25 protein-coding genes, 3 rRNA genes and 1 riboswitch are annotated in these 22,252 nt (G+C 41.6%); of the genes, 7 read left to right on the forward strand and 21 right to left on the reverse strand.

All coding sequences use genetic code 11. The annotated features are described in order from the left end of the window. Positions 1-5 precede the first annotated feature (5 nt). Both BM378_RS09450 and BM378_RS09455 read right to left on the reverse strand, forming a co-directional pair. On the reverse strand, positions 6-344 hold the full coding sequence (locus BM378_RS09450) for a P-II family nitrogen regulator (RefSeq protein WP_036966429.1): 339 nt from the start codon (positions 342-344) through the stop codon (positions 6-8). Between the two features lie 172 nt (positions 345-516). Continuing rightward, entirely contained in the window at positions 517-1,755 is a 1,239-nt protein-coding gene (locus tag BM378_RS09455) for a diguanylate cyclase domain-containing protein (RefSeq protein WP_036966426.1), read from the reverse strand. A 243-nt stretch (positions 1,756-1,998) separates the two neighbouring features. Between BM378_RS09455 and BM378_RS09460 the strand changes: the two genes are divergently transcribed. The 5 genes from BM378_RS09460 (at position 1,999) to serA (ending at position 6,760) form a co-directional block, all read left to right on the forward strand. After that, positions 1,999-3,516: a S10 family peptidase gene (locus tag BM378_RS09460; RefSeq protein WP_036966423.1), complete on the forward strand. Its 1,518-nt coding sequence runs from the start codon at positions 1,999-2,001 to the stop codon at positions 3,514-3,516. Between the two features lie 117 nt (positions 3,517-3,633). Then, on the forward strand, positions 3,634-4,185 hold the full coding sequence (locus BM378_RS09465; protein ID WP_074989047.1) for a hypothetical protein: 552 nt from the start codon (positions 3,634-3,636) through the stop codon (positions 4,183-4,185). A 13-nt stretch (positions 4,186-4,198) separates the two neighbouring features. Continuing rightward, positions 4,199-4,795, forward strand: coding sequence for a 5-formyltetrahydrofolate cyclo-ligase (locus BM378_RS09470; RefSeq protein WP_074989048.1), 597 nt, complete (start codon positions 4,199-4,201; stop codon positions 4,793-4,795). 67 nt (positions 4,796-4,862) lie between these two features. Continuing rightward, positions 4,863-5,516, forward strand: a complete 654-nt coding sequence (rpiA, locus tag BM378_RS09475; protein ID WP_065978661.1) for a ribose-5-phosphate isomerase RpiA — start codon at positions 4,863-4,865, stop codon at positions 5,514-5,516. Positions 5,517-5,530: 14 nt separating this feature from the next. Beyond that, a complete protein-coding gene (gene serA / locus BM378_RS09480; RefSeq protein WP_065978662.1) occupies positions 5,531-6,760 on the forward strand; it encodes a phosphoglycerate dehydrogenase in 1,230 nt (409 codons plus the stop codon). A 335-nt stretch (positions 6,761-7,095) separates the two neighbouring features. Here serA and BM378_RS20635 read toward each other — a convergent pair whose 3' ends face one another. From BM378_RS20635 to yaaA, 5 genes are all read right to left on the reverse strand, one after another. After that, positions 7,096-7,314: a GDCCVxC domain-containing (seleno)protein gene (locus BM378_RS20635; protein WP_074989049.1), complete on the reverse strand. Its 219-nt coding sequence runs from the start codon at positions 7,312-7,314 to the stop codon at positions 7,096-7,098. Then, on the reverse strand, positions 7,302-7,691 hold the full coding sequence (gene merC / locus BM378_RS09490; protein ID WP_074989050.1) for an organomercurial transporter MerC: 390 nt from the start codon (positions 7,689-7,691) through the stop codon (positions 7,302-7,304). The genes BM378_RS20635 and merC overlap by 13 nt, the downstream gene beginning before the upstream one ends. 56 nt (positions 7,692-7,747) lie before the next feature. After that, entirely contained in the window at positions 7,748-8,125 is a 378-nt protein-coding gene (locus BM378_RS09495) for a MerR family transcriptional regulator (RefSeq protein WP_074989051.1), read from the reverse strand. Positions 8,126-8,404: 279 nt separating this feature from the next. Then, positions 8,405-9,340, reverse strand: coding sequence for a mechanosensitive ion channel family protein (locus tag BM378_RS09500; RefSeq protein ID WP_036966399.1), 936 nt, complete (start codon positions 9,338-9,340; stop codon positions 8,405-8,407). A gap of 134 nt (positions 9,341-9,474) precedes the next feature. Further along, positions 9,475-10,254: a peroxide stress protein YaaA gene (gene yaaA / locus BM378_RS09505; RefSeq protein WP_036966396.1), complete on the reverse strand. Its 780-nt coding sequence runs from the start codon at positions 10,252-10,254 to the stop codon at positions 9,475-9,477. Positions 10,255-10,475: 221 nt separating this feature from the next. Here yaaA and tal point away from each other — a divergent pair, with 221 nt between their 5' ends. Next, positions 10,476-11,426, forward strand: coding sequence for a transaldolase (tal, locus tag BM378_RS09510; protein ID WP_074989052.1), 951 nt, complete (start codon positions 10,476-10,478; stop codon positions 11,424-11,426). A 189-nt stretch (positions 11,427-11,615) separates the two neighbouring features. Continuing rightward, positions 11,616-11,804, forward strand: a complete 189-nt coding sequence (locus BM378_RS09515) for a DUF3545 family protein (RefSeq protein WP_036966391.1) — start codon at positions 11,616-11,618, stop codon at positions 11,802-11,804. A 30-nt stretch (positions 11,805-11,834) separates the two neighbouring features. Here the strand turns inward: BM378_RS09515 and ung are convergent, their stop codons facing one another. The 14 genes from ung to BM378_RS09585 form a co-directional block, all read right to left on the reverse strand. Further along, positions 11,835-12,506, reverse strand: coding sequence for a uracil-DNA glycosylase (gene ung, locus BM378_RS09520; protein WP_036966388.1), 672 nt, complete (start codon positions 12,504-12,506; stop codon positions 11,835-11,837). After that, entirely contained in the window at positions 12,503-13,324 is an 822-nt protein-coding gene (locus BM378_RS09525; RefSeq protein WP_227006808.1) for a cobalamin-binding protein, read from the reverse strand. Before BM378_RS09525 ends, ung begins: the two co-directional genes overlap by 4 nt. 37 nt (positions 13,325-13,361) lie before the next feature. Next, a complete protein-coding gene (gene cobO / locus BM378_RS09530; protein ID WP_036966385.1) occupies positions 13,362-13,961 on the reverse strand; it encodes a cob(I)yrinic acid a,c-diamide adenosyltransferase in 600 nt (199 codons plus the stop codon). After that, positions 13,961-15,445 carry a cobyric acid synthase gene (locus BM378_RS09535; protein ID WP_074989068.1) on the reverse strand — a complete coding sequence of 495 codons (1,485 nt, stop codon included), beginning with the start codon at positions 15,443-15,445 and terminating at the stop codon, positions 13,961-13,963. The genes cobO and BM378_RS09535 overlap by 1 nt, the downstream gene beginning before the upstream one ends. After that, positions 15,445-15,972, reverse strand: a complete 528-nt coding sequence (gene cobU / locus BM378_RS09540) for a bifunctional adenosylcobinamide kinase/adenosylcobinamide-phosphate guanylyltransferase (protein WP_065978668.1) — start codon at positions 15,970-15,972, stop codon at positions 15,445-15,447. Before cobU ends, BM378_RS09535 begins: the two co-directional genes overlap by 1 nt. Beyond that, positions 15,969-16,763 (reverse strand): adenosylcobinamide-GDP ribazoletransferase, encoded by a 795-nt coding sequence (locus BM378_RS09545; protein ID WP_074989054.1) that lies wholly within the window; start codon positions 16,761-16,763, stop codon positions 15,969-15,971. Before BM378_RS09545 ends, cobU begins: the two co-directional genes overlap by 4 nt. 3 nt (positions 16,764-16,766) lie before the next feature. Next, positions 16,767-17,828, reverse strand: a complete 1,062-nt coding sequence (cobT, locus tag BM378_RS09550) for a nicotinate-nucleotide--dimethylbenzimidazole phosphoribosyltransferase (RefSeq protein ID WP_074989055.1) — start codon at positions 17,826-17,828, stop codon at positions 16,767-16,769. Between the two features lie 3 nt (positions 17,829-17,831). Further along, entirely contained in the window at positions 17,832-18,821 is a 990-nt protein-coding gene (locus tag BM378_RS09555) for a FecCD family ABC transporter permease (RefSeq protein WP_074989056.1), read from the reverse strand. Beyond that, complete coding sequence (locus tag BM378_RS09560; protein ID WP_074989057.1) at positions 18,814-19,647, reverse strand: ABC transporter ATP-binding protein; 834 nt, start codon at positions 19,645-19,647, stop codon at positions 18,814-18,816. Before BM378_RS09560 ends, BM378_RS09555 begins: the two co-directional genes overlap by 8 nt. A 168-nt stretch (positions 19,648-19,815) precedes the next feature. Then, positions 19,816-19,883, reverse strand: a riboswitch (cobalamin riboswitch). Between the two features lie 309 nt (positions 19,884-20,192). Beyond that, complete coding sequence (locus BM378_RS09565) at positions 20,193-20,810, reverse strand: histidine phosphatase family protein (RefSeq protein ID WP_074989058.1); 618 nt, start codon at positions 20,808-20,810, stop codon at positions 20,193-20,195. 55 nt (positions 20,811-20,865) lie between these two features. Beyond that, positions 20,866-21,294 (reverse strand): FKBP-type peptidyl-prolyl cis-trans isomerase, encoded by a 429-nt coding sequence (locus BM378_RS09570; RefSeq protein ID WP_074989059.1) that lies wholly within the window; start codon positions 21,292-21,294, stop codon positions 20,866-20,868. A 323-nt stretch (positions 21,295-21,617) separates the two neighbouring features. Continuing rightward, a 5S ribosomal RNA gene (gene rrf / locus BM378_RS09575) occupies positions 21,618-21,732 on the reverse strand. Between the two features lie 63 nt (positions 21,733-21,795). After that, positions 21,796-21,910 (reverse strand): 5S ribosomal RNA (gene rrf, locus BM378_RS09580). A gap of 122 nt (positions 21,911-22,032) precedes the next feature. Then, positions 22,033-22,252, reverse strand: a 23S ribosomal RNA gene (locus BM378_RS09585); the annotation flags it as partial.

Below are 22,252 nucleotides of genomic sequence, written 5' to 3' on the forward strand. Positions count from 1 at the left end.
CCCCCTTAAATTGCTTCTTCGTCTAGTTCGCCCGTTCGGATACGAACAATTTGGTCTAGGTCGTAAACGAAAATTTTGCCGTCACCGATTTTGCCTGTTGAAGCAATTTTTGTGATGGTATCAACGACGCGTTGACAATTTTCGCTACGCGTTGCAATTTCAAGTTTGATCTTTGGAATAAAATCGACTTGGTATTCAGCTCCACGATATAGTTCAGTATGACCACGTTGACGGCCAAAGCCTTTAACGTCGACAACTGTCATCCCCTCAATGCCTAAATCAGCCAACGCTTCACGTACATCATCAAGTTTGAATGGCTTTATTATTGCACTAATCATTTTCATAGTGGCCCCCTTCGGACGCTTATTGTTATCCTGTTGGTTTATGTAATCCAACCTTTGTGCCACTATTTTTTATTAATTAATTTCAATAAGTTAAGAGATAACCACGACGTTCAAACAAAAAAAATGCACCCTCATGGTGCATTTTTTTAACAATTTACCAGCACTGGTGCACTTAATTGGACTGTAAGCTAACCACGCAATTACGTTGTTGCTGTTTTGCCTGATATAACGCTTTATCTGCTAAGCGCATAGCACCAGTCAGTGATACTTTAGAAAATGGCGTAATCCCTATACTCATGGTTAATGAATAAGGCTCGCCATTGATAGAAAACGCGTGCTCGGCCAGTTGCTCTCTAAAGGTATTCAACCTCAGCTCTGCTTTTTCAAGCCCCATATTGTCCAGCACAACCGCAAATTCTTCGCCGCCAATACGTGCAATCGTAAAATCATCAAATTTTGTTTTTAAGAATGAAGTGACCTGTTTTAATGCTTGATCGCCCGCCTCATGACCAAACTGATCATTAATATTTTTGAAAAAGTCGATGTCTAATAAGGCAAGCACATTGTCTTGCTCAACATGTTTCAGTACTTTTTCTGCATATTGATAAAAATAACGACGATTATACAAACCCGTTAAGTGATCTCGGTATGCGCTTTCTTTTATGTCGGCAATTAAAGCGAGTTGCTCCATGGTTTGCATAACACGGCAATGGAACTCTTCGTTCATAAAAGGTTTTGTTAAGAAGTCATTTGCACCATATTTGATAAAGCGTGCAGATAAGCCGTGTTTTCCCGCCCCCGATAACCCAATAATGGCTAAATCATCACGGCCTCTAAAATTACGTACCGCTTTAACAAGTTCAAAACCGTCCATTGTTGGCATGGCATAATCTGTGAGCAACAATTTAATTTCAGGATCGTCTTTGAGCATTTGCAATGCTTGTTCACCGTCGTGGGCATCACTCACTTCAAACAACTGTTTTTCGAGCATTTGTTTCATTAACGTGCGGCTAAGTACAGAGTCATCAGCAACCAACGCCTTACAACCATGATTACGCAGTAACTGCGCAACGAGTTTAATAGCGTAGTGATAAGAGTCTCTATTATCTTTCACAACGTAATCAACCACACCCAGCTCTAACATTTGTTGGCGAATGTATTCGTCAATCTTTGAGGTTAAAACCACTGTTGGGATATTTTTTGATAGTGTGTATTTAGCCACCTCACCATTCATCGCGTCGGGCAAGGTTAAATCGACCAGCGCCAAGGTATATTCATGCTTAGCAATTAAGGAAATGCCTTCTTTTAGAGACCACGCAAAGTCGACATCCACATCTAAATAGTGGGCAGCTAAGTGACGTAACACCTGCTGTACTACTTTACTGTCTTCAACCACTAACACTCTTTGCATCGCAACTTCTCTTTTATAAGCATGTATTACAAATCATAAAACTTGCTAAATATACGTTATTTTTCAATTTAGCTAAATATTTAACCAAACTATCTTTAATAAAAAAACGCGCTTTTTGGTATTTTCTCAGCCATTCTCATTATTTCTCTGTTTAACGACTAATATTGGTGACTAGTCTCAATAGTTTGTCATCGCGCGCGCTTTTCTTTTTAATGACTGCAATTCGAATAATAAGGAATCAACATGAAACTCGTTAGTTTTATTGGTTTGTCTGTAACCGCCCTAACATTGACCTTTAGTACGCCTAGTTTTGCTGAGAACGAACGTCGTATCGACGTAGACAGCAATGTCGTGACTGAACATAAAGCACGTATAAACGGTGAGCGCTTCTCTTACACTGCAACCACTGGGACCCAGCCTGTTTGGGATGAACAAGGAAATGCCGTCGCCACGTTACAATACACCTATTATCAGCGCGATAAAGTAGACGATCGTACAAAGCGCCCGCTGGTGTTTTCGTTTAATGGTGGACCGGGCTCTGCGTCAGTGTGGATGCACCTTGCTTATACTGGACCACGCGTATTAAAAATTGATGACGAAGGTTACCCTGTGCAACCTTATGGCGTTAAAGATAACCCATATTCAATTTTAGATGTTGCAGATATTGTTTACATCAATCCCGTGAATACAGGGTACTCTCGCGTATTAGAGAACGAAAAAGGCGAACTACCAAGTAAATCTGATCAACAAAAAATGTTCTTTGGTGTTAATGCCGACATAAAATACTTAGCGGAATGGTTAAACACCTTTGTATCGCGCAATGAACGCTGGCGCTCACCCAAATTCTTAATTGGTGAAAGCTATGGTACAACCCGTGTTTCAGGCCTAGCTCACGAACTACAAAACCGTCAATGGATGTATATCAACGGCGTTATTTTAGTCTCACCAACTGAAATTGGCATTAAGCGCGAAGGCCCTGTAGAAGCAGCTAATCGCTTACCTTACTTTGCAGCAACCGCGTGGTATCACAAAGCTTTAAGTGCTGATTTACAAGCTAAAGACTTAGATGAGCTACTACCAGAAGTTGAAGACTTCACGGTAAATAAGTTCCTTCCAGCGATTGCTAAAGGGGGCTTTTTAGCGGCTGATGAAAAACGCGCTATTATCAAGCAAGCAGCTAAATATGCTGGCTTATCAGAGAAATTTGTTGAGCAAAACAACCTTGATATTCCAACTGATTTTTTCTGGAAAGAGCTGCTACGTGACCGCGGTCAAACGGTGGGTCGTTTAGATTCACGCTACTTAGGTATCGATAAACGCGATGCGGGTGAATCACCAGACTACTGGGCAGAGCTCACGTCATGGTTACACTCATTCACACCCGCAATTAACTACTACCTACGTGAAGAGTTAAATTACAAAACTGATATCAAATACAACTTATTTGGTAATGTTCACCCTTGGGACCGCTCAGGTAATAACACTGGCGAAAACCTGCGTTTAGCAATGGCACAAAACCCGTACCTGAATGTCATGATCCAATCTGGTTACTATGATGGTGCAACAAACTACTTTGACGCTAAATACACAATGTGGCAGTTAGATCCAAGTGGTAAAATGAAAGATCGCTTAAGCTTTAAAGGCTACCGCAGTGGTCACATGATGTATTTACGTCATGCCGACCTTGAATCATCAAACAATGACTTACGTGAATTTATTTTGAAATCGCTGCCGGCAGAAGGCAAAGCCGCCAAATACTAATCACGCAAAGTAAATTGCAAAAAGAAAAAAGCCCGTTTTTACGGGCTTTTGTTTATCCATTGATCTATTTAGGTTTATACTTTCAGCCATACACTCTAGAGATTTGGAAATCACAGCATGGCAGAAAAATTTCGTGTGATGTTTGCCGGGCTTGAATCAGGCATAGATCAAACACAAGCGACTGAGCAACTTGCCGCAAAATTAAAAACCAGCACAGACAAAGTTGCAGGGCTTTTTGAGCACAAACCTTTGTTTGCTCCGAGCGATCAAGAAAAAGCACTTAAGCAAGCTAAACTACTGGCCAGTGTTGGCATAAAAGCTAAATTACAACCAGTTAGTCAGCAGCCTGCGAGTATTGGCCTTGACGCAAAGCAACGTGATGAGCGTATTTTTGATGCGCTTGACTACATAACCAGTAGTCTTATTCGCTTAGAAGAAAAGCTAGACGACCTTGAACAACGGCTCCCTGAACTTGAAAACAGCAGTGAACTAAGCAGCACCGATAACTGGCAAGAAAAAGATTTGCTTGATGAAGAAGCATATTGCGAACCTGTTAAAAAGCGTTCAAACACCCTGCTCTATTCATTGATTGCCATGGTGGTTGTGTTGTTAATTGCGCTGGGTATTGTGGAACTGTTTCCTGACCTATTCTCATTTTTAGAAAGTTAATATACCTATTGACATGAGCAACATACGAGCAGAAATAAGACAATCTATTCGCAAAAAGCGTAATTCTCTTAGCAAAGAGCAACAAAAAAATGCAGCAATTGCGCTGAAAATGAATTTTACTCAACACCTAAAATCATTAATCACATCCCAAAACCCCCGTATAGGCATTTATTTTAGCAATGATGGAGAATTAGATACCTCATTGTTAATTAAAGAATTATGGCACAAAAAAGCGCCCCTTTTCTTGCCTATAATCCACCCGTTTAATGGCACTACTTTGTACTTTCAAAGGTATGAAGAAAATTCACCCATGACTGCAAATCGCTATGGTATCTTGGAGCCCAAGTTGAATTGCAGTCAAATATGTCCTTTAGACAAGCTTGATATTTTATTAATGCCACTCGTGGCATTTGATGATCAAGGTAACCGTTTAGGTATGGGCGGTGGGTTTTATGACAAAACATTAGCACGATACTACCAAGAGAACTGGCAAAAGCCGATATTAATCGGTCTGGCGCATCAATGTCAGCATGTGCCTTCTTTACCAATAGAATCTTGGGATGTTCCGCTAAAACACATCATCACCCCAGAGAAAATCTACCAATGGTAGCACTTCTCTCTGTATACTATGAACACTTGAATAAGTATCTCTCTGACAGCCAACTGAGCACATAATTATGACGCAAGATGAATTAAAAAAAGCCGCTGCCTGGGCAGCACTCGAATTTGTAAAAGAAAACACCATTGTTGGTGTTGGCACAGGTTCAACAGTAAATCATTTTATTGATGCACTAGACACGGTAAAAGACACCCTTGTGGGTGCTGTTTCAAGTTCAGAAGCTTCAACTGAAAAGTTAAAAGCACTTGGTATTGAAGTATTTGAGCTTAATGATGTGCAAAGCCTTGATGTTTATGTTGATGGCGCTGATGAAATCAACCCACACAACGAAATGATTAAAGGCGGTGGCGCAGCGCTAACACGCGAGAAAATAGTCTCTGCGGTAGCAAAACAATTTGTATGTATTGTTGATGAATCAAAAGAAGTTGAGACATTAGGGGCATTCCCACTGCCAGTTGAAGTAATCCCAATGGCTCGCAGCTACGTTGCTCGTGAACTCGTAAAACTTGGGGGTGATCCAGTGTACCGCCAAGGTGTAGTGACAGACAACGGCAACATCATTTTAGATGTGCATAACCTTGATATCAGCAATGCCAAAGAATTAGAGCTAACAATCAATCAGATTGTTGGGGTAGTCACAAACGGCTTGTTTGCCCATCGCGGTGCAGACAAAGTTATTATCGGCACCAAAAATGGGCCGCAAATCAAGTAAATAGGAATGAGGATATGAGTAAGGTATCGTTAGCAAAAGACAAAATTAAAATTCTCTTGCTGGAAGGCGTGCACCAAAGTGCTGTAGAAACGCTAAAGCGTAATGGTTACAGTAACATTGACTACGTGAAAACGTCCTTACCTGAAGACGAGCTCATTGAGCGCATTAAAGATGTGCACTTTGTTGGCCTTCGTTCTCGTACTCATATTAATCAAGCGGTATTAGAAGCAGCTGAAAAGCTTGTTGCAGTAGGCTGCTTCTGTATCGGTACAAACCAAGTTGATCTGCAAGCTGCGCGTGAGCGTGGTATTGCTGTATTCAACGCACCATTCTCAAACACGCGCTCTGTTGCAGAGTTAGTGCTTGGTGAAATCTTATTACTTCTTCGTGGTATTCCACAGCGTAACGCCCTCGCTCATCGCGGTGGTTGGTTAAAATCAGCCAACGGTTCATTTGAAGCCCGTGGTAAAACGTTAGGTATTGTTGGTTACGGCCACATTGGTACACAACTCGGTATCATGGCTGAAAACATCGGTATGAACGTTGAGTTCTTTGATATCGAAGACAAACTATCGCTTGGTAATGCGACACAAGTACATAACCTTACCCAGTTATTGCAACGTGCCGATGTAATTAGCTTACACGTACCAGAAACGCCGCAAACTAAAAATCTAATTGGCATGGCTGAGCTTGAAGTCATGAAGCAAGGCGCGATTTTAATCAATGCATCACGCGGTACAGTGGTTGATATTGATGCGCTTGCAGAAGCACTGCGCGAGAAAAAGCTAAGCGGTGCTGCCATCGACGTATTCCCTGTTGAACCAAAATCGAATGACGAAGAATTTGTTTCACCTCTGCGTGGTTTTGATAACGTTATTTTGACCCCACACATTGGTGGCTCAACGCAAGAAGCACAAGAGAACATTGGTATTGAAGTTGCGGGTAAACTTGCTAAATATTCAGATAATGGGTCAACAATTACAGCCGTGAACTTCCCTGAAGTATCACTGCCTGAACTCGCTAACCGCAGTCGCTTATTGCACGTACACCAAAATAGACCCGGCGTGTTAACGCAAATTAACCAAGCGTTTGCACAGCACGGTATCAATATCGCAGCACAGTACTTACAAACTGACGAAGCGATTGGTTACGTAGTAATTGATGTAGACACAGACCATTCAGAAGTCGCACTTAAAGAACTAAGTGCAGTTGAAGGTACAATCAGAGCTCGTATCTTACACTAATCGCTCACACAGCGAATAAGCAAAAAGCGCAACCAGTTTGACTGATTGCGCTTTTTTGATCTTGAACTTAAGCCGCCCTCTCTCAGTTGATTTTGTGTGAAGATAAGAGCGGAGCGAAACCCAGCAAAGTAAGCCACGCTGTAAGCCGATAGTTTTAAGTTTTAAGCGCCAAGTCAAAAATAGCTCAGCATAGACGTAAATTTATTTCGCGCGAGGCGGTTACTTATAAGTAATAAATACCAACCATTCTTGAGTAAACAGCAGATGGTATTTCAAGCCAATTTTGGACAAAAACACGTTAGAGACTAAGGACAGCTTTGTGCCAATAGCAGCCCTTAAGGTTTGTTACAGCAACTGCTTCCTTCTTGAATAGGTGGGCATTTTACAGTCCCGTAAGAGCAATAAACGCAACAATCACCTTTTAATGGCCTGAGTAACGCTTTACACCCTTCACATTCGTAATACCACTGGCAGGCATTTGTTGGCATAGTCTCGACCTTACTATATCCACATTCGGGACAAGTAATCTTAGATTCTAATTCTATATCTTGCATACAGGTTCCTTAACAGGCTTAACGATATCCAACACTGACATAAATACCATCCATGTGATCCCAAAGTAAAATAAGTAAGTGCTCCAGTCGTATTGCCACAACGGATAAAGAGTCAGCAATACTGCAATTGGGCCAATTACACTTAATATGCCTCTTACCATATGCTTATGTTGATACCAGTTATACGAGTTGACCAATAAAGCGAGCGCAGCAAACAATGGTAATAGAGTATTAACCGCAATTCCTTCAAAATGAGACAGAAAACCAAGCCCTAGGGCTGATGCTAGTGAGCCGAGTGCAGGAAAACATGCAGTGCAGCTAAGTGCGGCTAGCCAAACGCCACCAGAGCCTACTTTATCTAGAATTTTATTAATCATAATTACCTCTACTTTTGAGGTAGTTTAAACTCCGTATATAGGTACGGAGTCAATAGCTAATTGAGCGAATTTATAATTGGACAGGAATTAGGGTCTTGGTTGGCTTTACAAGAGTTTGTCATATCTTGAATCACATGTTCTAACCGCTGCAAGTCAGCAATTTTCTCTCGTATTAACTTAAGTTTTTGTAAACCCATTGATTCTACATCAGAGCAGTTTCCACTCATCGACATAAGCGAAGCGACTTCATCAAGTGTAAAGCCTAACGCTTTAGCTTTTAATATGAATTTAAGTTGACTGACATGGGTTTCGTCATACATGCGGTAACCACTATCAGGTTTTAGTGGCTGTACTATTAGCCCTTTACGCTCATAGAATCGGATTGTTTCTACGTTAACGTCTAGTTCTTTAGCCAGCTTTCCTATGGTTTTCATAAGCAGGTTCTCTTATACAACTAGCATCATTTTATCATTATTAGACAAAATCTGAACTTCCGATATTCGCTCAGAGCCGCCCTTAGAGCATTTACGTTAACTCGTCTTTGGGCAAAAACAGTTTGCTTTGGTTAAGCGAACAAGAAAAACGGGTCCCCCCCTCAATGACTTAAATAAACCACACAGAACGACTAGATTTCCTTCACCCATAATAAAACCTAACAACCACCCGCTCACGTACACTTCCCTGTGTAAATCACGCCGGTGAGTCAGTAAATTTTACTTATCGGCTGGCTTTGCATCCGCGGCCTTATCTGGCTGTTTTTCGCTGATCATGGTGTTTAATTTCTCGCCGCCTTTAATACCAAAATCTAACGTGCGGATTGGGAATGGAATGGTCATATTAGCTTCGCTTAAGGCGTTTCTAACAGCCACAACAGCTTTGTGGCGTACAGTCATAAAGTCAGCTTCACCGGGGTACTTAATCCAAAACCACACCAGTAAATTAATGCTGCTATCGCCAAAGCTTTCGGCGTACACGGCGGTCTCTTCTTGCTTGATCACAAAATCAAATTCATTGATTTTTTTAACGATAACCTCTGCAGCTTGCTCTGGGTCATCGGCATACGAAATACCCACAGGCACCTCAATACGGCGAACGCCTAACGTACTGTAATTACTAAGTATGTTTCTAAATAAAATTTTATTCGGTACGAGGATTAGTTGCCCATAAAAATTCTCGATAAGGGTGTTTCTGAGGTTAATCGCGCGCACTGTACCAAATACACTTTCCGTTCGAATGACATCACCTGCTTTAAAGGGTTTACGAATACCCATGGCAATACCTGCGATTAAGTTTTCGGTCATATCCTGAAAAGCAAAACCGATAGCAAGACCAACAATACCAGCACCTGCGAGTAATGAAGTCACGGTGCCTCTGAGGCCTAAAAAATCGAGCGCAACAAACAGCCCTACACAAAGAATAACCACTTTTGCAATAGACGACATCAAATCAGCAATTTGCGTTGATTCCAAAGAGCGACGTAAGATTTTACGCAGCATTGAGCCACACACTCGCGCTAAAAGCGAAAATAAAATGGTTATTATGATTGCGACGATGAAGTTAGGAATATGACTTATAACAATATCAATCCAACCACCAAGCTTCTCTTCAATGAGCTTTTCAGCTTCACTAACGGATGGAATTTTTAGCATGTTTATACCTTGTTATCTTATATTAACTAACTCGGTAATTTGCAAAATGAACGCCATGTTTAATCAGACAAATAAAAACCATAAAAAAAGCCGTGCATCGCACGGCTTTTAACACACTAAAGTAGGCTCTTTTTCTAGTGCTGTTCTTCTCGCAGAAAAACAGGTTCGAGCTCTTTCGCGGTTGCATCGCTACTGAAGTAATACCCCGCTACTGTGAAATCTTTTAAATCACTCAATTGAGTAATTTTATTCTCTATAATGTAACGCGCCATCATGCCGCGGGCTTTTTTCGCGTAAAAGCTGATCACTTTATACTGGCCGTTTTTACAATCTTTAAAATGAGGTGTAATAATTTGTGCATTTAAGGCTTTTTTATCAACTGCTTTAAAATACTCATTTGAAGCAAGGTTTACTAAGTACTTACTGTCTTGCTCTGCCAAGACTGTATTGAGTTTTTCGGCTATCACACTCCCCCAAAACTCATACAAATTTTTACCGCGTGGGTTTTCAAGCTTAGTGCCCATTTCTAGGCGGTAAGCTTGCATTAAATCGAGCGGCTTAAGCACACCGTAAAGGCCAGATAAAATTCGTAAGTGAGACTGTGCATAATCTAAGTCAGAATGTGTTAACGACTGTGCATCTAAACCACCATACACATCACCATTAAATGCAAGGACGGCTTGTTTTGCGTTTTCTGTTGTAAACGGCTGTGACCACTGTGCGAATCGCGCTGCATTTAAACCGGCTAGTTTATCGCTGATTTTCATTAAACTGCCAATTTGGGCAGGGGTTAAATCACGGCAAACTGACATTAACTCTTCGCTGTGCTCGAGTAATTCAGGCTGAGTGAATTTGTCGGTCGTGGCTGGTGTTTCATAATCTAAATTTTTTGCAGGTGAAATAACTGTGATCATAGATAGCTATTGACTTGTAATTTGTTTGATGTCAATTTCAACATTAAATGAATCAAAATGCACGTTTTGTTTCGCCCCGCCTTAATTCGCTGCATTTTCACATCTAATGCCTTAGTTTTCTTAGTTAAGGACATTTGACCTATTAAACACTGTCATAGTGTTGCAGCATTAAGGTGGCTATAATGGATTTTCTTTTAACTTGCTTGGAATGAGGAAAGCAAATGACTTCAGCACTACAAAGGCTTAAACAGCGTTCATCTATTGTTGCAGATACAGGTGATATTGAAGCTATCAAAAAGCACCAACCAGAAGATGCAACAACTAACCCATCTTTACTTTTAAAAGCCAGTGAAATTGAAGCGTATAAACCTTATCTAGACAAGGCATGGCAATACGCAAAAGAAACAGAGCAAGATGCAGCCAAGCAACTTGAACTTGCTTGCGATTATTTTGCCGTATTAATTGGTAAAGAAATCAGCGAAATTGTACCGGGTTATATCTCGACAGAAGTCGATGCGCGTTTATCTTTCGATACACAAGCGACGATTGATAAAGCACATACTTTACTTAGCCTTTACGAAAAAGAAGGGGTAAGCAAAGATAAAATTCTTATTAAAGTTGCATCAACGTGGGAAGGTATCAAAGCTGCCGAGCAATTAGAAAAAGAAGGCACTAAGTGTAACTTAACGCTGTTATTCTCAGAAGCGCAAGCACGTGCCTGTGCCGACGCCAATGTATTTCTAATTTCACCGTTTGTTGGCCGTATTCTTGACTGGCATGTAGCGAATGGTATGGAAAAACCGACTGATCCAATGCAAGATCCTGGTGTACAGTCTGTTCGTAGTATTTATGAATTCTACAAACGCCATGACTATAAAACAGTCGTGATGGGTGCAAGCTTCCGTAACACGGGTGAAATCATCGCGCTTACTGGTTGTGATAAATTAACAATCAGTCCTGCATTACTTGAAGAGCTTGGTGAGCTAACAGACGCACAAGAGTACTTACTTGAAAGCGACTTTACCGTTGAGCCAAAACCAGCACCACTGACTGAAAGTGAGTTCCGTTGGTTACATAATCAAGATGCCATGGCGACAGAAAAACTAGCTGAGGGCATTCGCTCTTTTGCTGAAGCGCAGCTTGAATTAGAAGCACGCTTTAAAGCAATGTAATCTGCAAAAATCATTATAAATAAACGCCACCGCTCTCGGTGGCGTTTTTGTTTATATACCATACAAAATTTTGATCTATTCATCTAGCAATCACATTCCTGTAACAATATCGTCACTTTTTTATTCTATTTTTGTCTAGCCTGTGGTATAGGTATTTCCGAGGTTCAAAATAATCAATAGGAGAAGTTCATGGATAGCCTAGACGATATTTTAGAAATATTAGAAGGTCCTAGTACAACAAAAAAGACCTCTACAAAAAATAAAAAGAGAAAATGGCGCGAAATCGAAGCTTTGAAAGATAAGCACAGATTACGTAAAGAACTACAGGAGTTAGACTACTTTACAGACAGTATAGCGATTGATGAGCTAGACTTTTAAATCAAGGCCCGCAAGGGCCTTTTGTTTGCATTAAATTTTAGGAAGGTGCCAATTAATCGGTGTTTTATGCTGTTCGCTCAGTCGCTGATTAATCGTTGAAAAATGCTTACACCCAAAAAAACCTCGATGTGCAGACAAAGGTGAAGGATGTGGGCCTTGGATCACGTGATGACGCGATGTATCGATGTGTTTACCTTTCTTTTGTGCATGTGCCCCCCACAAAACAAACACAACTCCCTCACATTGCTGATTGATCAGTGCGATAACTTGGTCTGTAAACTGCTCCCATCCCAAATGCTTATGTGAATGCGCGTTTCCCTGCTCAACGGTCAGTACTGTATTCAATAAAAACACGCCCTGCTCTGCCCAGCTTTGTAAGTAACCATGCTCAGGTATTTCGAATCCGTCGATATCTGTGGCCAGTTCTTTATAGATGTTTTTAAGTGAAGGCGGCAGTTTTTTAACCTCAGGTTGCACTGAAAAGCATAATCCATGTGCCTGCCCTTCACCGTGATAAGGGTCTTGCCCTAAAATAACCACTTTCACATCGTTTAAAGGAGTGGCGTTAAAGGCTGAGAAAACCTGTTCTTCAGGTGGGAATACAACAACACCCGCAGCGCGTTTATCAGCAACATAGGTTAGTGTGTCTTGCATATAGGGCTTGGCTAATTCAGCCTTTAAAAAATCTTGCCAGTTGGTCATTTTGAAGCCTGTATTTGCTTTCTTGAAATGTCTATTTTACCACACATCTCGCTCAAGCCATCAAGCATGCGGGTTGTAAAGCGATGTAATAAATCAGCGTTAACACTTATAAATTGGTTATGCTGAACGGCCGGTAATTCAGGCCATTGTCGCCAATCTATTTGAGGTTGCGGCTTTTTCGATTTTTCATCGGGGATAATAATCACCTCGGGTTTACTTACCAGCACATTTTCAATACTGATACGCGGATAATCGGTTTCACTGTTTGCAAATACATTGTCAGCATGGCAAATCGTTAATAACTGATTAATCCATGTGTTACCCCCCACCGTCATCATCGGCTCTGGCCATAACTGATAAAACACACTCACTGGGAGTTTATCCTGCTGTGAAGCACGGATGGCAGCAAGCTTTACTTCAAACTCAGTGGCTACTCTATCGGCTCGCGTTTTTAAATGGGTTAACTCACCTAATTTACGTAACTCATCAGCCACATTATCCACTTGGTCTGGGTTACTGTAAGCAACCGGAATACCTAATTTCTCAATGTAAGCAAGATCTTCAGCTTTATTACCGGTCTTCCATGCAAGAACAAGATCAGGTTTCAGCGATAAGAGCCTTTCCATATTGATGCCGTAGTAACCACCCACTCGTTCAATTTCATTGGCTTGTGCAGGGTAATCGGCATAATCGACGGTTCCAACGATGCGATCTCCAGCACCAATTGCAAACAGGTTTTCGACTATATGCGGAGCCAAAGCAACGATACGCTGAGGTTCTTTAATTTCATGTGCGTAAGAAAACTGAGCCAACCACATCAATGCCCATAAGCAACTAAAGGTCAGTGCTTTCATATTAGTAATCAAACCCTTTTTGTGCCTTTATGCCAGCATCAAATGCATGCTTCACGTTACGTACTTCACTCACTGTGTCTGCAAGCTCTGTGAGTTTTCGGTGCGCGCCTCGCCCTGTAATAATCACTGATTGCATTGCAGGTCGCGAACTAATTGCAGCAATGACTTCATCTAAATCAATGTAGCCATAGGTAATCATATAAGTGATTTCATCGAGCATCACTAAATTAATAGACTCATCTTTTAGCATTCGTTTTGCTTCTTGCCATGTCACTTGCGCTGCCGCTGTGTCAGAGTCTTTATTTTGAGTCTCCCAAGTGAAACCCGTATTCATAATGACAAATTCGACGCCTGCTTTTTCGAGTAAATTACGTTCACCGCACTCCCAAGTGCCTTTAATAAACTGACAAACAGCTGCTTTCATGCCATGACCCACAGCACGCGCTACAGTACCAAAGCCTGAGGTTGATTTTCCTTTCCCGTTACCTGTAATAACCTGAAAAATACCTTGCTCTTTTTGAGCCGCGGCGATGCGCTCGTCTACTTTTTGTTTTACTTTTTGTTGGCGCTGTTGGTGCTTATCTTGGTTGTTTTCGCTCATTATTTTTCCTTACTAAAGGTGTCATAAATATTGATAATTTGCTCAATATCCATATGTTTTTCCACTACGTCTGCGAGTCTATTTAACTGCTGTTCGCGGTGTTGATTAAGATCGATAGGTGTCAATTTCGTCTCAGGCTCTAGCCATCTGACCAACTGATTTACTGCATCAGGTGTATCAAAAAGCCCATGTAAGTAAGTACCTGCTACTTGGTTATCATCGCTAATAAAGCCGTCATGGGTAAAGTCATTCGGATGCTGTTCAAACGTTATAAAAGGCTGTTCAAGCGCTGGCCCCTCACTTATTCCGGCATGTATTTCATAGCCACAAACTTGCTGTTCGCTGCTGTTTAAATGCAATATTCCAGTTACTTGTGTCAGCACTTTTTGTTGGCCTAACTGAGTTTCAAAATTAGCGATTCCCAACCCTTTTGCTTCCCCTAGTCTAGACTCAACAAAATGAGGATCGGCAATTCGCATCCCTAACATTTGTAGGCCACCACAAATCCCCAGCACTTTGCCTGAATAACGAAGATGGCGGTGTATTTGTTTGTCCCACCCTTCATTTTTTAGAAAGGCTAAATCGCTTAACACATTCTTACTACCTGGAATAATAATTAGATCAACATCAGGAATCGATTGTGTATGACGGACATAGTGAAGGTCTATTTCTGGTTGCAGTCTGAGGACATCGAAATCAGTGTGATTACTAATATGAGGTAAAAGAAGAACAGCAATGTGTAACTGTGGCTTAGCAACTTTATTAGCAATAGCCACGGCATCTTCGGCATCTAAGGCTAAATCATGTAAGTATGGCAAAACCCCCAAAACAGGTTTATTGGTGTATTGCTCAAGCCAATCTAAACCACTTTGTAACAGTGCTATATCACCACGAAAACGATTTATTACAAACCCTTTTACGCGCGCTTGCTCTGATTCAGATAACAACGATAACGTCCCAACCAGGTGAGCAAAAACCCCGCCTTTATCAATATCGGCAATAATGATCACTGGGCAATCGACAGCCTCAGCATACCCCATGTTAGCAATATCATTTTCTCTGAGATTAATTTCTGCTGGACTGCCTGCGCCTTCAACAACTAATAGCTCAAACCGTTCGCTTAAGCGCTTTTGAGAGGTGAGTACAGCGTCCATAGCGACCTTTTTATAATCGTGGTAACTGCCGGCTTCCATATTCGAAAGCGCTTTTCCATGCACAATAACTTGTGCACCCGTATCGCTATTTGGTTTTAGTAAAATAGGGTTAAAATCAACCTCAGCGGGCACATTAGCTGCCACTGCTTGCAGTGCTTGTGCACGCCCTATCTCGCCTCCATCGGCGGTTACAGCACTATTAAGTGCCATATTTTGCGGCTTAAAAGGCGCAACCTTAATGCCGCGTTTAGCAAAAATGCGACACAATGCCGCCACTAAAGTGCTTTTACCTGCATCAGATGTCGTGCCTTGCACCATAAGGGTTTTCATCATTGCTCCCTCTTTAATGTTTGTGCAAGGCCAGCAATAATAAACTCAACCCGAGCAACCTGCTTGGCAAGTGATTGGTGTAACCAACCCGAATGATCAACAAACTGGCGGCTCAATTCACCCAATGGCACAATACCATGGCCTACTTCATTGCTAACAAAAATAACCTCGCAGGGAAGCTCTTTAAGCACATCAAGTAGTGCTGCTTTTTGCTCTAGCCAATATGCTTCACCGTGCTGACATAAACAATTACTCAGCCAAAGTGTTAAGCAATCAACCAAAATACAGCGGTCTGCTTTGCCATGCTCTTTGAGCACTTTAGCCAATTGCAGTGGCTCTTCGATAACTTGCCAACGACCATCGCGCTCTAATTGATGACGAGCAATGCGTTCAGCCATTTCATTATCGCCCGCATTGGCTGTCGCAAGATAAATAATCGATTTGCCTGAATTGCTAGCTAGTTGCTCTGCAAAGCGGCTTTTACCACTGCGTGCGCCACCTAAAATCAAGGTATGTGGTTGCTTCATAACATGCTCACTAAGGTTAAATATACAGCCAGCTCAGCAATTTGTTGTGCGGCACCTAGGCAGTCTCCGGTATAACCTGATAACTGTTTTTTGAACCAGTGAATTAATATAAAACGCGTTATAGTAAGTACAAGGATTACAGTGAAGATGTGCCAAATACTGAGCACTGAAAATAACCATGCGAAAAGTATCACTGCCCCGCCTGTCGCAAGCAGTATTTGGTAACTTTCGGTGCTTAAATACATCGCAACGGGTTTTACTTTGCTGGTTGCATCGTGACTAACATAATCCATGTCAGCAATTAAACTCGTTGCGACAATTCGGCTTAAACTCTGCCCTAATAGCAACGCAATGAGTAGCAAATTTAGTGACTCAGACAACACAACTAAACTTTGAAACTTAATAAGCAGCACAATAATAAGCGCAGCCGCTCCGTAAGTTCCTAAACGGCTGTCTTTCATAATGGTCAGCTTATCTTCAACTTTCCAGCCACCACCAAAGCCATCCCACACATCTGCTAACCCATCTTCATGAAATGCCCCCGTCAAAATTAACCCTAAGGCCATAACAAGTGCCACGGAAATTGAAGCAGGAAAAAAGTAACTAAACACGAGATAACCTAAACTTAAAATCCCCGCAAGTAGAACCCCTACCAAAGCAAAATAGCGACTGGCTTGGTTCAATGCCGTCGTTGATACCTCAAAATTGAGCGTCACAGGTATACGTGTTAAAAAACTAACAGCTAGCAATAATAGCTGCTTTTGAGAAGGCGATGGGTTGTGTGTATTCATTGCTTAAACAACCTGCTCAACATGTGCATCTGCAAAACTTGCCATTTCGTTATAAAATGCAAGCGATGATTGTAATAATGGTAACGCCAAGGCGGCACCACTGCCCTCTCCTAAGCGCAAATTAAGGTTTAATAATGGCGATGCGTCTAACGCTGCCAGCATGGCTTTATGTCCTTGCTCATCTGAGGCGTGAGCAAAAATCATATAATCACGTGCATGCGCGTTTATACGTGTCGCAACCAATGCTGCGGCACTGCAAATAAAGCCATCAATAACCACCACCATGCCTAATTCTGCCGCGGCTAAAATAGCACCTGTTATTTGAGCTATTTCAAAGCCACCCAGCGCCGCTAATGTCATTAATGGATCGTTTAGATGCGACTGATGCAAATTAACGGCTTGTTCAACAACCGCAATTTTTTTAGCTACCACCTCATCCGTTACGCCCGTGCCCTTACCCACACATTGAGCGGCAGGTAATGATAATAGAGCAGCCATTAATGCTGCCGCACTGGTTGTGTTACCGATCCCCATTTCACCGAATGCTACGGTATTACACCCTGTATTTTTTATTGCATTCACACGCTGCTTAGCAAACTTAAAGCCTTGTTCAACTTGCGCTGGCGACATCGCCATTGAGGTATTTATTGACTCAGTAATATGCCCTAAACGTTGATTATGAACACTAATATGATGCTGTTCTGACAAAGTGCCTGCATCAACGACCTCAAGCTGCCATCCAAGTTGACGACAAAATACATTAATTGCTGCTCCACCATGCGCAAAATTAGCAATCATTTGTGAAGTCACACTGCTTGGCGCAATCGAAACCCCTTGGCTAGCAACACCATGGTCACCTGCAAAAACGACGAGTGTTGGTGCGTTAATAACGGGTTTAAATTCATCTACAGCGTGCTCTGAGTTAAGAGATTGACTTAAAATGAGTGTCAACGTTTTTGCGCACTCTTCTAATTGACCAAGCGCTCCTAAAGGTTTGGTTTTAAGATCTATTTTTTGTTGAATTACAGATGCATACAGCGAGTTAAGAGGTGCGATATTAAACATGGGCTACCTGCGCTGTTTACGAAAATAAAGTAAAGATAAAAAGAACACACTGCCTATAGCCGCAGTGATCACACCCACAGGCAATTCTTGATTAGTCAGTAAAGTACGACAAAGCACATCGACCCATACCATAAATGTACCACCAACAAGGCTCGTCATTAAAAGGTTGTGGCTTGAGCCTTGCGACGTAAAGTAGCGGACAATATGCGGGATCATAAGCCCAACAAAGCCAACCCCCCCACACATAGCGACCAAAACAGCAGTAATTAACGAACTAAGTAGTAACATTAAAATACGAAAACGTTGAGCATGAATTCCCAGTGTTGCCGCGCTTTCATCACCAAGCAACATAGCGTTTAACTGACGACGAAAAGCGATCATTAACGTCATACACGCAATTATTACGGTGAGCGGGATCCAGAGCGTTCCCCACTCAGCACGTGAAAAACTTCCCATAGTCCAAAATAAGATAGCTGTAATCGCTTGAGGATCGCTAAAATAAAGTAATAAACTGGTTAAAGCACTAAACAGAAATGACAGTGCGACCCCCGCCAATAACATCGCTTCAACTTGCCCTACATGGCGACGCCCAGCAATGCCAATCAACAAAAACATAGAGAGTAAGCTGCCCAAAAATGCAGCAATCGACATACTAAAGCCAAAACTCACACCGGTAAGCGATATAAAGCAAACCACACCAAATGAGGCACCTGAAGAAATACCAAATAAGTAAGGGTCTGCCAACGGGTTTCGCGTTACGGTTTGTAATATAAGCCCAGCAAGCGCGAGCCCAGCTCCAGCTAAAAACGCCAATATCATACGTGGCATGCGCAGTTGCAAAATAATACGTTGGATAAATTCATCACTGCCCTGGCTGATTAAACTATGCAGCACATCACTCATTGATGTACTCGCGGCACCAAAACTGAGTGCTAAAAAGCAACTGACAAGTGCAACGCATACACAGAGACTAAAACGCACCCTATCAGTCATCTTGATGCTCCTGTCTGTTATAGCCGTAATAGTAGGTAATATGTGGCACGAACTCATCAAACGAGGTTGACTGAGGATGAGCAGACACTCTTGCACAAACACCAAAAACATCACTTAACAGCTGCTCGGTAAGCACCTCTTTTGGTGTGCCTTGCGTAATTAATTGACCTTCATCGATAACAAGTAACTCATCACATACGCTAGCAGCTAGATTTAAATCATGAAATGAAGCGAGCACAGTGACATCAAGTGACTTAGCAAGCTCCATAATTTGAATTTGATACTTAACGTCAAGATGGCTGGTTGGCTCATCCATAATCAATAACTTTGGTTGCTGAACAATTGAGCGGGCTATAAGTGCACGCTGTTTTTCTCCACCCGAAAGTGAATCAAAGCTTTGCTGTGTGTGATGACTTAAACCAACCTGCTCAATTGCTTGATAAATACGCTTTTTATCATCGGCATTAGTCGCACTAAACAGGGTTTTATGTGGGGTGAGACCTAAACTAACTACATCGAAAACAGATAAATTAAATTGCGAAGGAGACTCTTGTAAAACCACTGCAACATTTTTAGCGAATTCATCAGCACTGATTTGCCAAATATTATCGCCAGCTAAAAAGACTGCACCTTGTTGTGGTTTTAAATAGCGATATAAGCAACGCAATAAACTTGATTTACCGGCGCCATTAGGTCCCAGCAAACCAATAAATTGACCTGCATTTAACTGCAAATTGATTGATTTAAGAATTGTTTTATCAGCAATTCCCCAGCTTAAATCAGATACTGAAATTAAAGGGGTTGTGCCTTGGCTTTTTAATTGCAAATTACACTCTCTTGGCGAGTTTTATCAACGCACCAGAAAGCACTGACCTATATCAGTAGATAACGTGAGTTGACCCGCTCAATGATACTAATTAGTTTGAATATTAAATCGCTCAAATCGATAAACACTCTACTGTATTAGCATAATAAGACTAATTGTTGTTGCTAAGTATCTGGCTGACCATGTTCATCATGGATTACAGTTGCGGGAACAGCTGGAGAATCTCACCCCATTCCATAGCATATAGATATACCTAAACGACCTCATGATGCGAGTTTCTGTTGGAATTAAAGCAATATAGGCAAGAAATTGATTACACAGAATGGTTATTCCCTTCCTAAAATCAATAACGCGGAATTAATCGCTTTATACCAACCCGCAGAGCGTTGTTCAAAAACTTACTTTCTAAGTTGTTACTTATAAACGTGCTGCAAAGTAACGCCTTGATATAAAGCCCCTGTAAAACGCCGAAATCTAAATTTTGAGGTAGTTCGGTATATTATGGCGGGCTAAGTAAATAATTCAATGAATATCACTCTAGATGGCTAAAAAACTATTTTAGGCCACGCTTGCCCTTGTTCATCTATATATACATCTAACGTTATTAACCCTGCATAAGGTAAATGAAAAACATTAAGGTGAGTATTCGTTTGTTTAGGCATATGACAAATAATAGCGAGGATTTGTTTAATTACACCGGCGTGGCTAATCACTAATGATTGCGTATGTTTGGACTCTGTAAGCGAAACTAAAAATGCCTGCCACCATGCTTCGACTCGCGCGTAAAAGTCAGCCATTAATTCACCATTTGGCACTTTAACCTGCCACGGATGTTGCCAAAAATCACCGACATGAGGTTTACCATTTTGTTGCCAAAGTTGTTGGTAATCTTGGCCATCCCAGTCACCAAAATTAAACTCTTTCAATGCATTGTTATATTGCACATTGATTGTATGCTGACGAGCTAAGAATTCTGCATGCGTCGAACAACGTTTTAGCGGAGAGCTATAAATGGCATCGAAGCGAGATAATTTTGCGCTTGCTAGACGCATCTGTTCATAGCCTACATCTGACAAAGCAACATCAACGTGCCCACAAAGAATGCCCGGAGTTGCAATTTCGCCATGACGTAGTAAGTAAACCCGTGAAGTAAATGCGTCCATAAATATCCTTAATCAGCCATACAAGACGGTAACGCGTTTCTAGCTCAGTGTCGAGTTAGGCTAAACGAATTAAGCGAACATCAAAATGCAGCACTGCATTTGCACCAATTTTACCACCATTCCCCTTTTTACCCCACGCAAGCGCAGGAGGGATCACAAATTCATAGCGAGATCCTATATTCATCAACAAAAGCCCCTCTCTTAGGCCTTCAATCGCTTCCGATAAAGCAAACACCTCCGGCATACCCGCTTTATAGCTATCGGCAATAACATGACCGTCAGCGAGCATAATTCGTTGATTAATAACAACAGTATCAAGCTCTGTAAGCTTGTCACCTGCCGCATCCTCTACAACTTTATACATCAAACCCGATGGGCACACTTGTGTATCTGGATGAGCTGAAAATTTGCTGATAAATGCTTCACTATTCTTACGGTTTAAACCTGATGAGCCTTTCGATTTTGTTGTTTTCTTACGAGACACAAAACACCTTAATTGTATTACAAATATAAAGCGCTTTATCGCATAACAAAGATAGGGAAGCAAGGAGTTTAAAGTAGAGTAGCAAGCGCTAAAAACTCAACAATGTCTTAATCTGAAAGATACACTACAGTGGCAATTCAGAGACTTTTCAGCACTAAAGTGCCTTTTACGTCCTAATTATCTCAGCGTGAGGTGAAATAAGCGATTTAAGAGAACCTTTCAATCTGTGTGATCAGACATCTATTTTCTGACATCCGATATAGTAGAAAGCATTAAACACAAAAAAGCCCGATTCTTTCGAGTCGGGCTTTCTTTAATTAGGATCCTGGCGATGTCCTACTTTCACATGGAAAATGCCACACTATCATCGGCGCTGTTTCGTTTCACTACTGAGTTCGGCATGGGGTCAGGTGGGTCCAAAACGCTATTGTCACCAAGAAAATTCTTTTCAATTTTCTTATTATTAATTTTTAAATTTAAAGTCTTTCGACTGAATTAGGAGCCTGGCGATGTCCTACTTTCACATGGCAAATGCCACACTATCATCGGCGCTGTTTCGTTTCACTACTGAGTTCGGCATGGAGTCAGGTGGGTCCAAAACGCTATTGTCACCAAGCATATTCTGGTCGTTAATCGCATTCGCAATTAACTAAAATCTGGAAATCTGATAATCGTAAAATCTACTTTAGTATATTAACTTCTGTCTGTTACGCTGTCATAAAACGCGTTTGGCGTTGTATGGTTAAGCCTCACGGGTAATTAGTACAGGTTAGCTTAATGGCTCACACCACTTCCACATCCTGCCTATCAACGTTGTAGTCTTCAACGGCCCTTCAGAGACTTTAAAAGTCTAGTGAGAACTCATCTCGAGGCCTGCTTCGCGCTTAGATGCTTTCAGCGCTTATCAGTTCCGAACGTAGCTACCGGGCAATGCCATTGGCATGACAACCCGAACACC

The organism is Pseudoalteromonas lipolytica (assembly GCF_900116435.1).
Taxonomy (GTDB): Bacteria; Pseudomonadota; Gammaproteobacteria; order Enterobacterales; family Alteromonadaceae; genus Pseudoalteromonas; species Pseudoalteromonas lipolytica.

Excerpts from the sequence above, each read along its gene's own strand:
- BM378_RS09495 (WP_074989051.1), bottom strand. The coding sequence starts at position 8,125 with ATGAAAACCATAGGAAAGCTGGCTAAAGAACTAGACGTTAACGTAGAA.
- BM378_RS20635 (WP_074989049.1), bottom strand. The coding sequence starts at position 7,314 with ATGCAAGATATAGAATTAGAATCTAAGATTACTTGTCCCGAATGTGGA.
- tal (WP_074989052.1), top strand. The coding sequence starts at position 10,476 with ATGACTTCAGCACTACAAAGGCTTAAACAGCGTTCATCTATTGTTGCA.
- merC (WP_074989050.1), bottom strand. The coding sequence starts at position 7,691 with ATGATTAATAAAATTCTAGATAAAGTAGGCTCTGGTGGCGTTTGGCTA.
- BM378_RS09515 (WP_036966391.1), top strand. The coding sequence starts at position 11,616 with ATGGATAGCCTAGACGATATTTTAGAAATATTAGAAGGTCCTAGTACA.
- serA (WP_065978662.1), top strand. The coding sequence starts at position 5,531 with ATGAGTAAGGTATCGTTAGCAAAAGACAAAATTAAAATTCTCTTGCTG.
- cobT (WP_074989055.1), bottom strand. The coding sequence starts at position 17,828 with ATGTTTAATATCGCACCTCTTAACTCGCTGTATGCATCTGTAATTCAA.
- cobU (WP_065978668.1), bottom strand. The coding sequence starts at position 15,972 with ATGAAGCAACCACATACCTTGATTTTAGGTGGCGCACGCAGTGGTAAA.
- BM378_RS09555 (WP_074989056.1), bottom strand. The coding sequence starts at position 18,821 with ATGACTGATAGGGTGCGTTTTAGTCTCTGTGTATGCGTTGCACTTGTC.
- BM378_RS09465 (WP_074989047.1), top strand. The coding sequence starts at position 3,634 with ATGGCAGAAAAATTTCGTGTGATGTTTGCCGGGCTTGAATCAGGCATA.
- rpiA (WP_065978661.1), top strand. The coding sequence starts at position 4,863 with ATGACGCAAGATGAATTAAAAAAAGCCGCTGCCTGGGCAGCACTCGAA.
- BM378_RS09455 (WP_036966426.1), bottom strand. The coding sequence starts at position 1,755 with ATGCAAAGAGTGTTAGTGGTTGAAGACAGTAAAGTAGTACAGCAGGTG.
- BM378_RS09500 (WP_036966399.1), bottom strand. The coding sequence starts at position 9,340 with ATGCTAAAAATTCCATCCGTTAGTGAAGCTGAAAAGCTCATTGAAGAG.
- BM378_RS09450 (WP_036966429.1), bottom strand. The coding sequence starts at position 344 with ATGAAAATGATTAGTGCAATAATAAAGCCATTCAAACTTGATGATGTA.
- BM378_RS09565 (WP_074989058.1), bottom strand. The coding sequence starts at position 20,810 with ATGGACGCATTTACTTCACGGGTTTACTTACTACGTCATGGCGAAATT.
- yaaA (WP_036966396.1), bottom strand. The coding sequence starts at position 10,254 with ATGATCACAGTTATTTCACCTGCAAAAAATTTAGATTATGAAACACCA.
- BM378_RS09525 (WP_227006808.1), bottom strand. The coding sequence starts at position 13,324 with ATGTGGTTGGCTCAGTTTTCTTACGCACATGAAATTAAAGAACCTCAG.
- cobO (WP_036966385.1), bottom strand. The coding sequence starts at position 13,961 with ATGAGCGAAAACAACCAAGATAAGCACCAACAGCGCCAACAAAAAGTA.
- BM378_RS09545 (WP_074989054.1), bottom strand. The coding sequence starts at position 16,763 with ATGAATACACACAACCCATCGCCTTCTCAAAAGCAGCTATTATTGCTA.
- BM378_RS09535 (WP_074989068.1), bottom strand. The coding sequence starts at position 15,445 with ATGAAAACCCTTATGGTGCAAGGCACGACATCTGATGCAGGTAAAAGC.
- BM378_RS09470 (WP_074989048.1), top strand. The coding sequence starts at position 4,199 with ATGAGCAACATACGAGCAGAAATAAGACAATCTATTCGCAAAAAGCGT.
- BM378_RS09460 (WP_036966423.1), top strand. The coding sequence starts at position 1,999 with ATGAAACTCGTTAGTTTTATTGGTTTGTCTGTAACCGCCCTAACATTG.
- ung (WP_036966388.1), bottom strand. The coding sequence starts at position 12,506 with ATGACCAACTGGCAAGATTTTTTAAAGGCTGAATTAGCCAAGCCCTAT.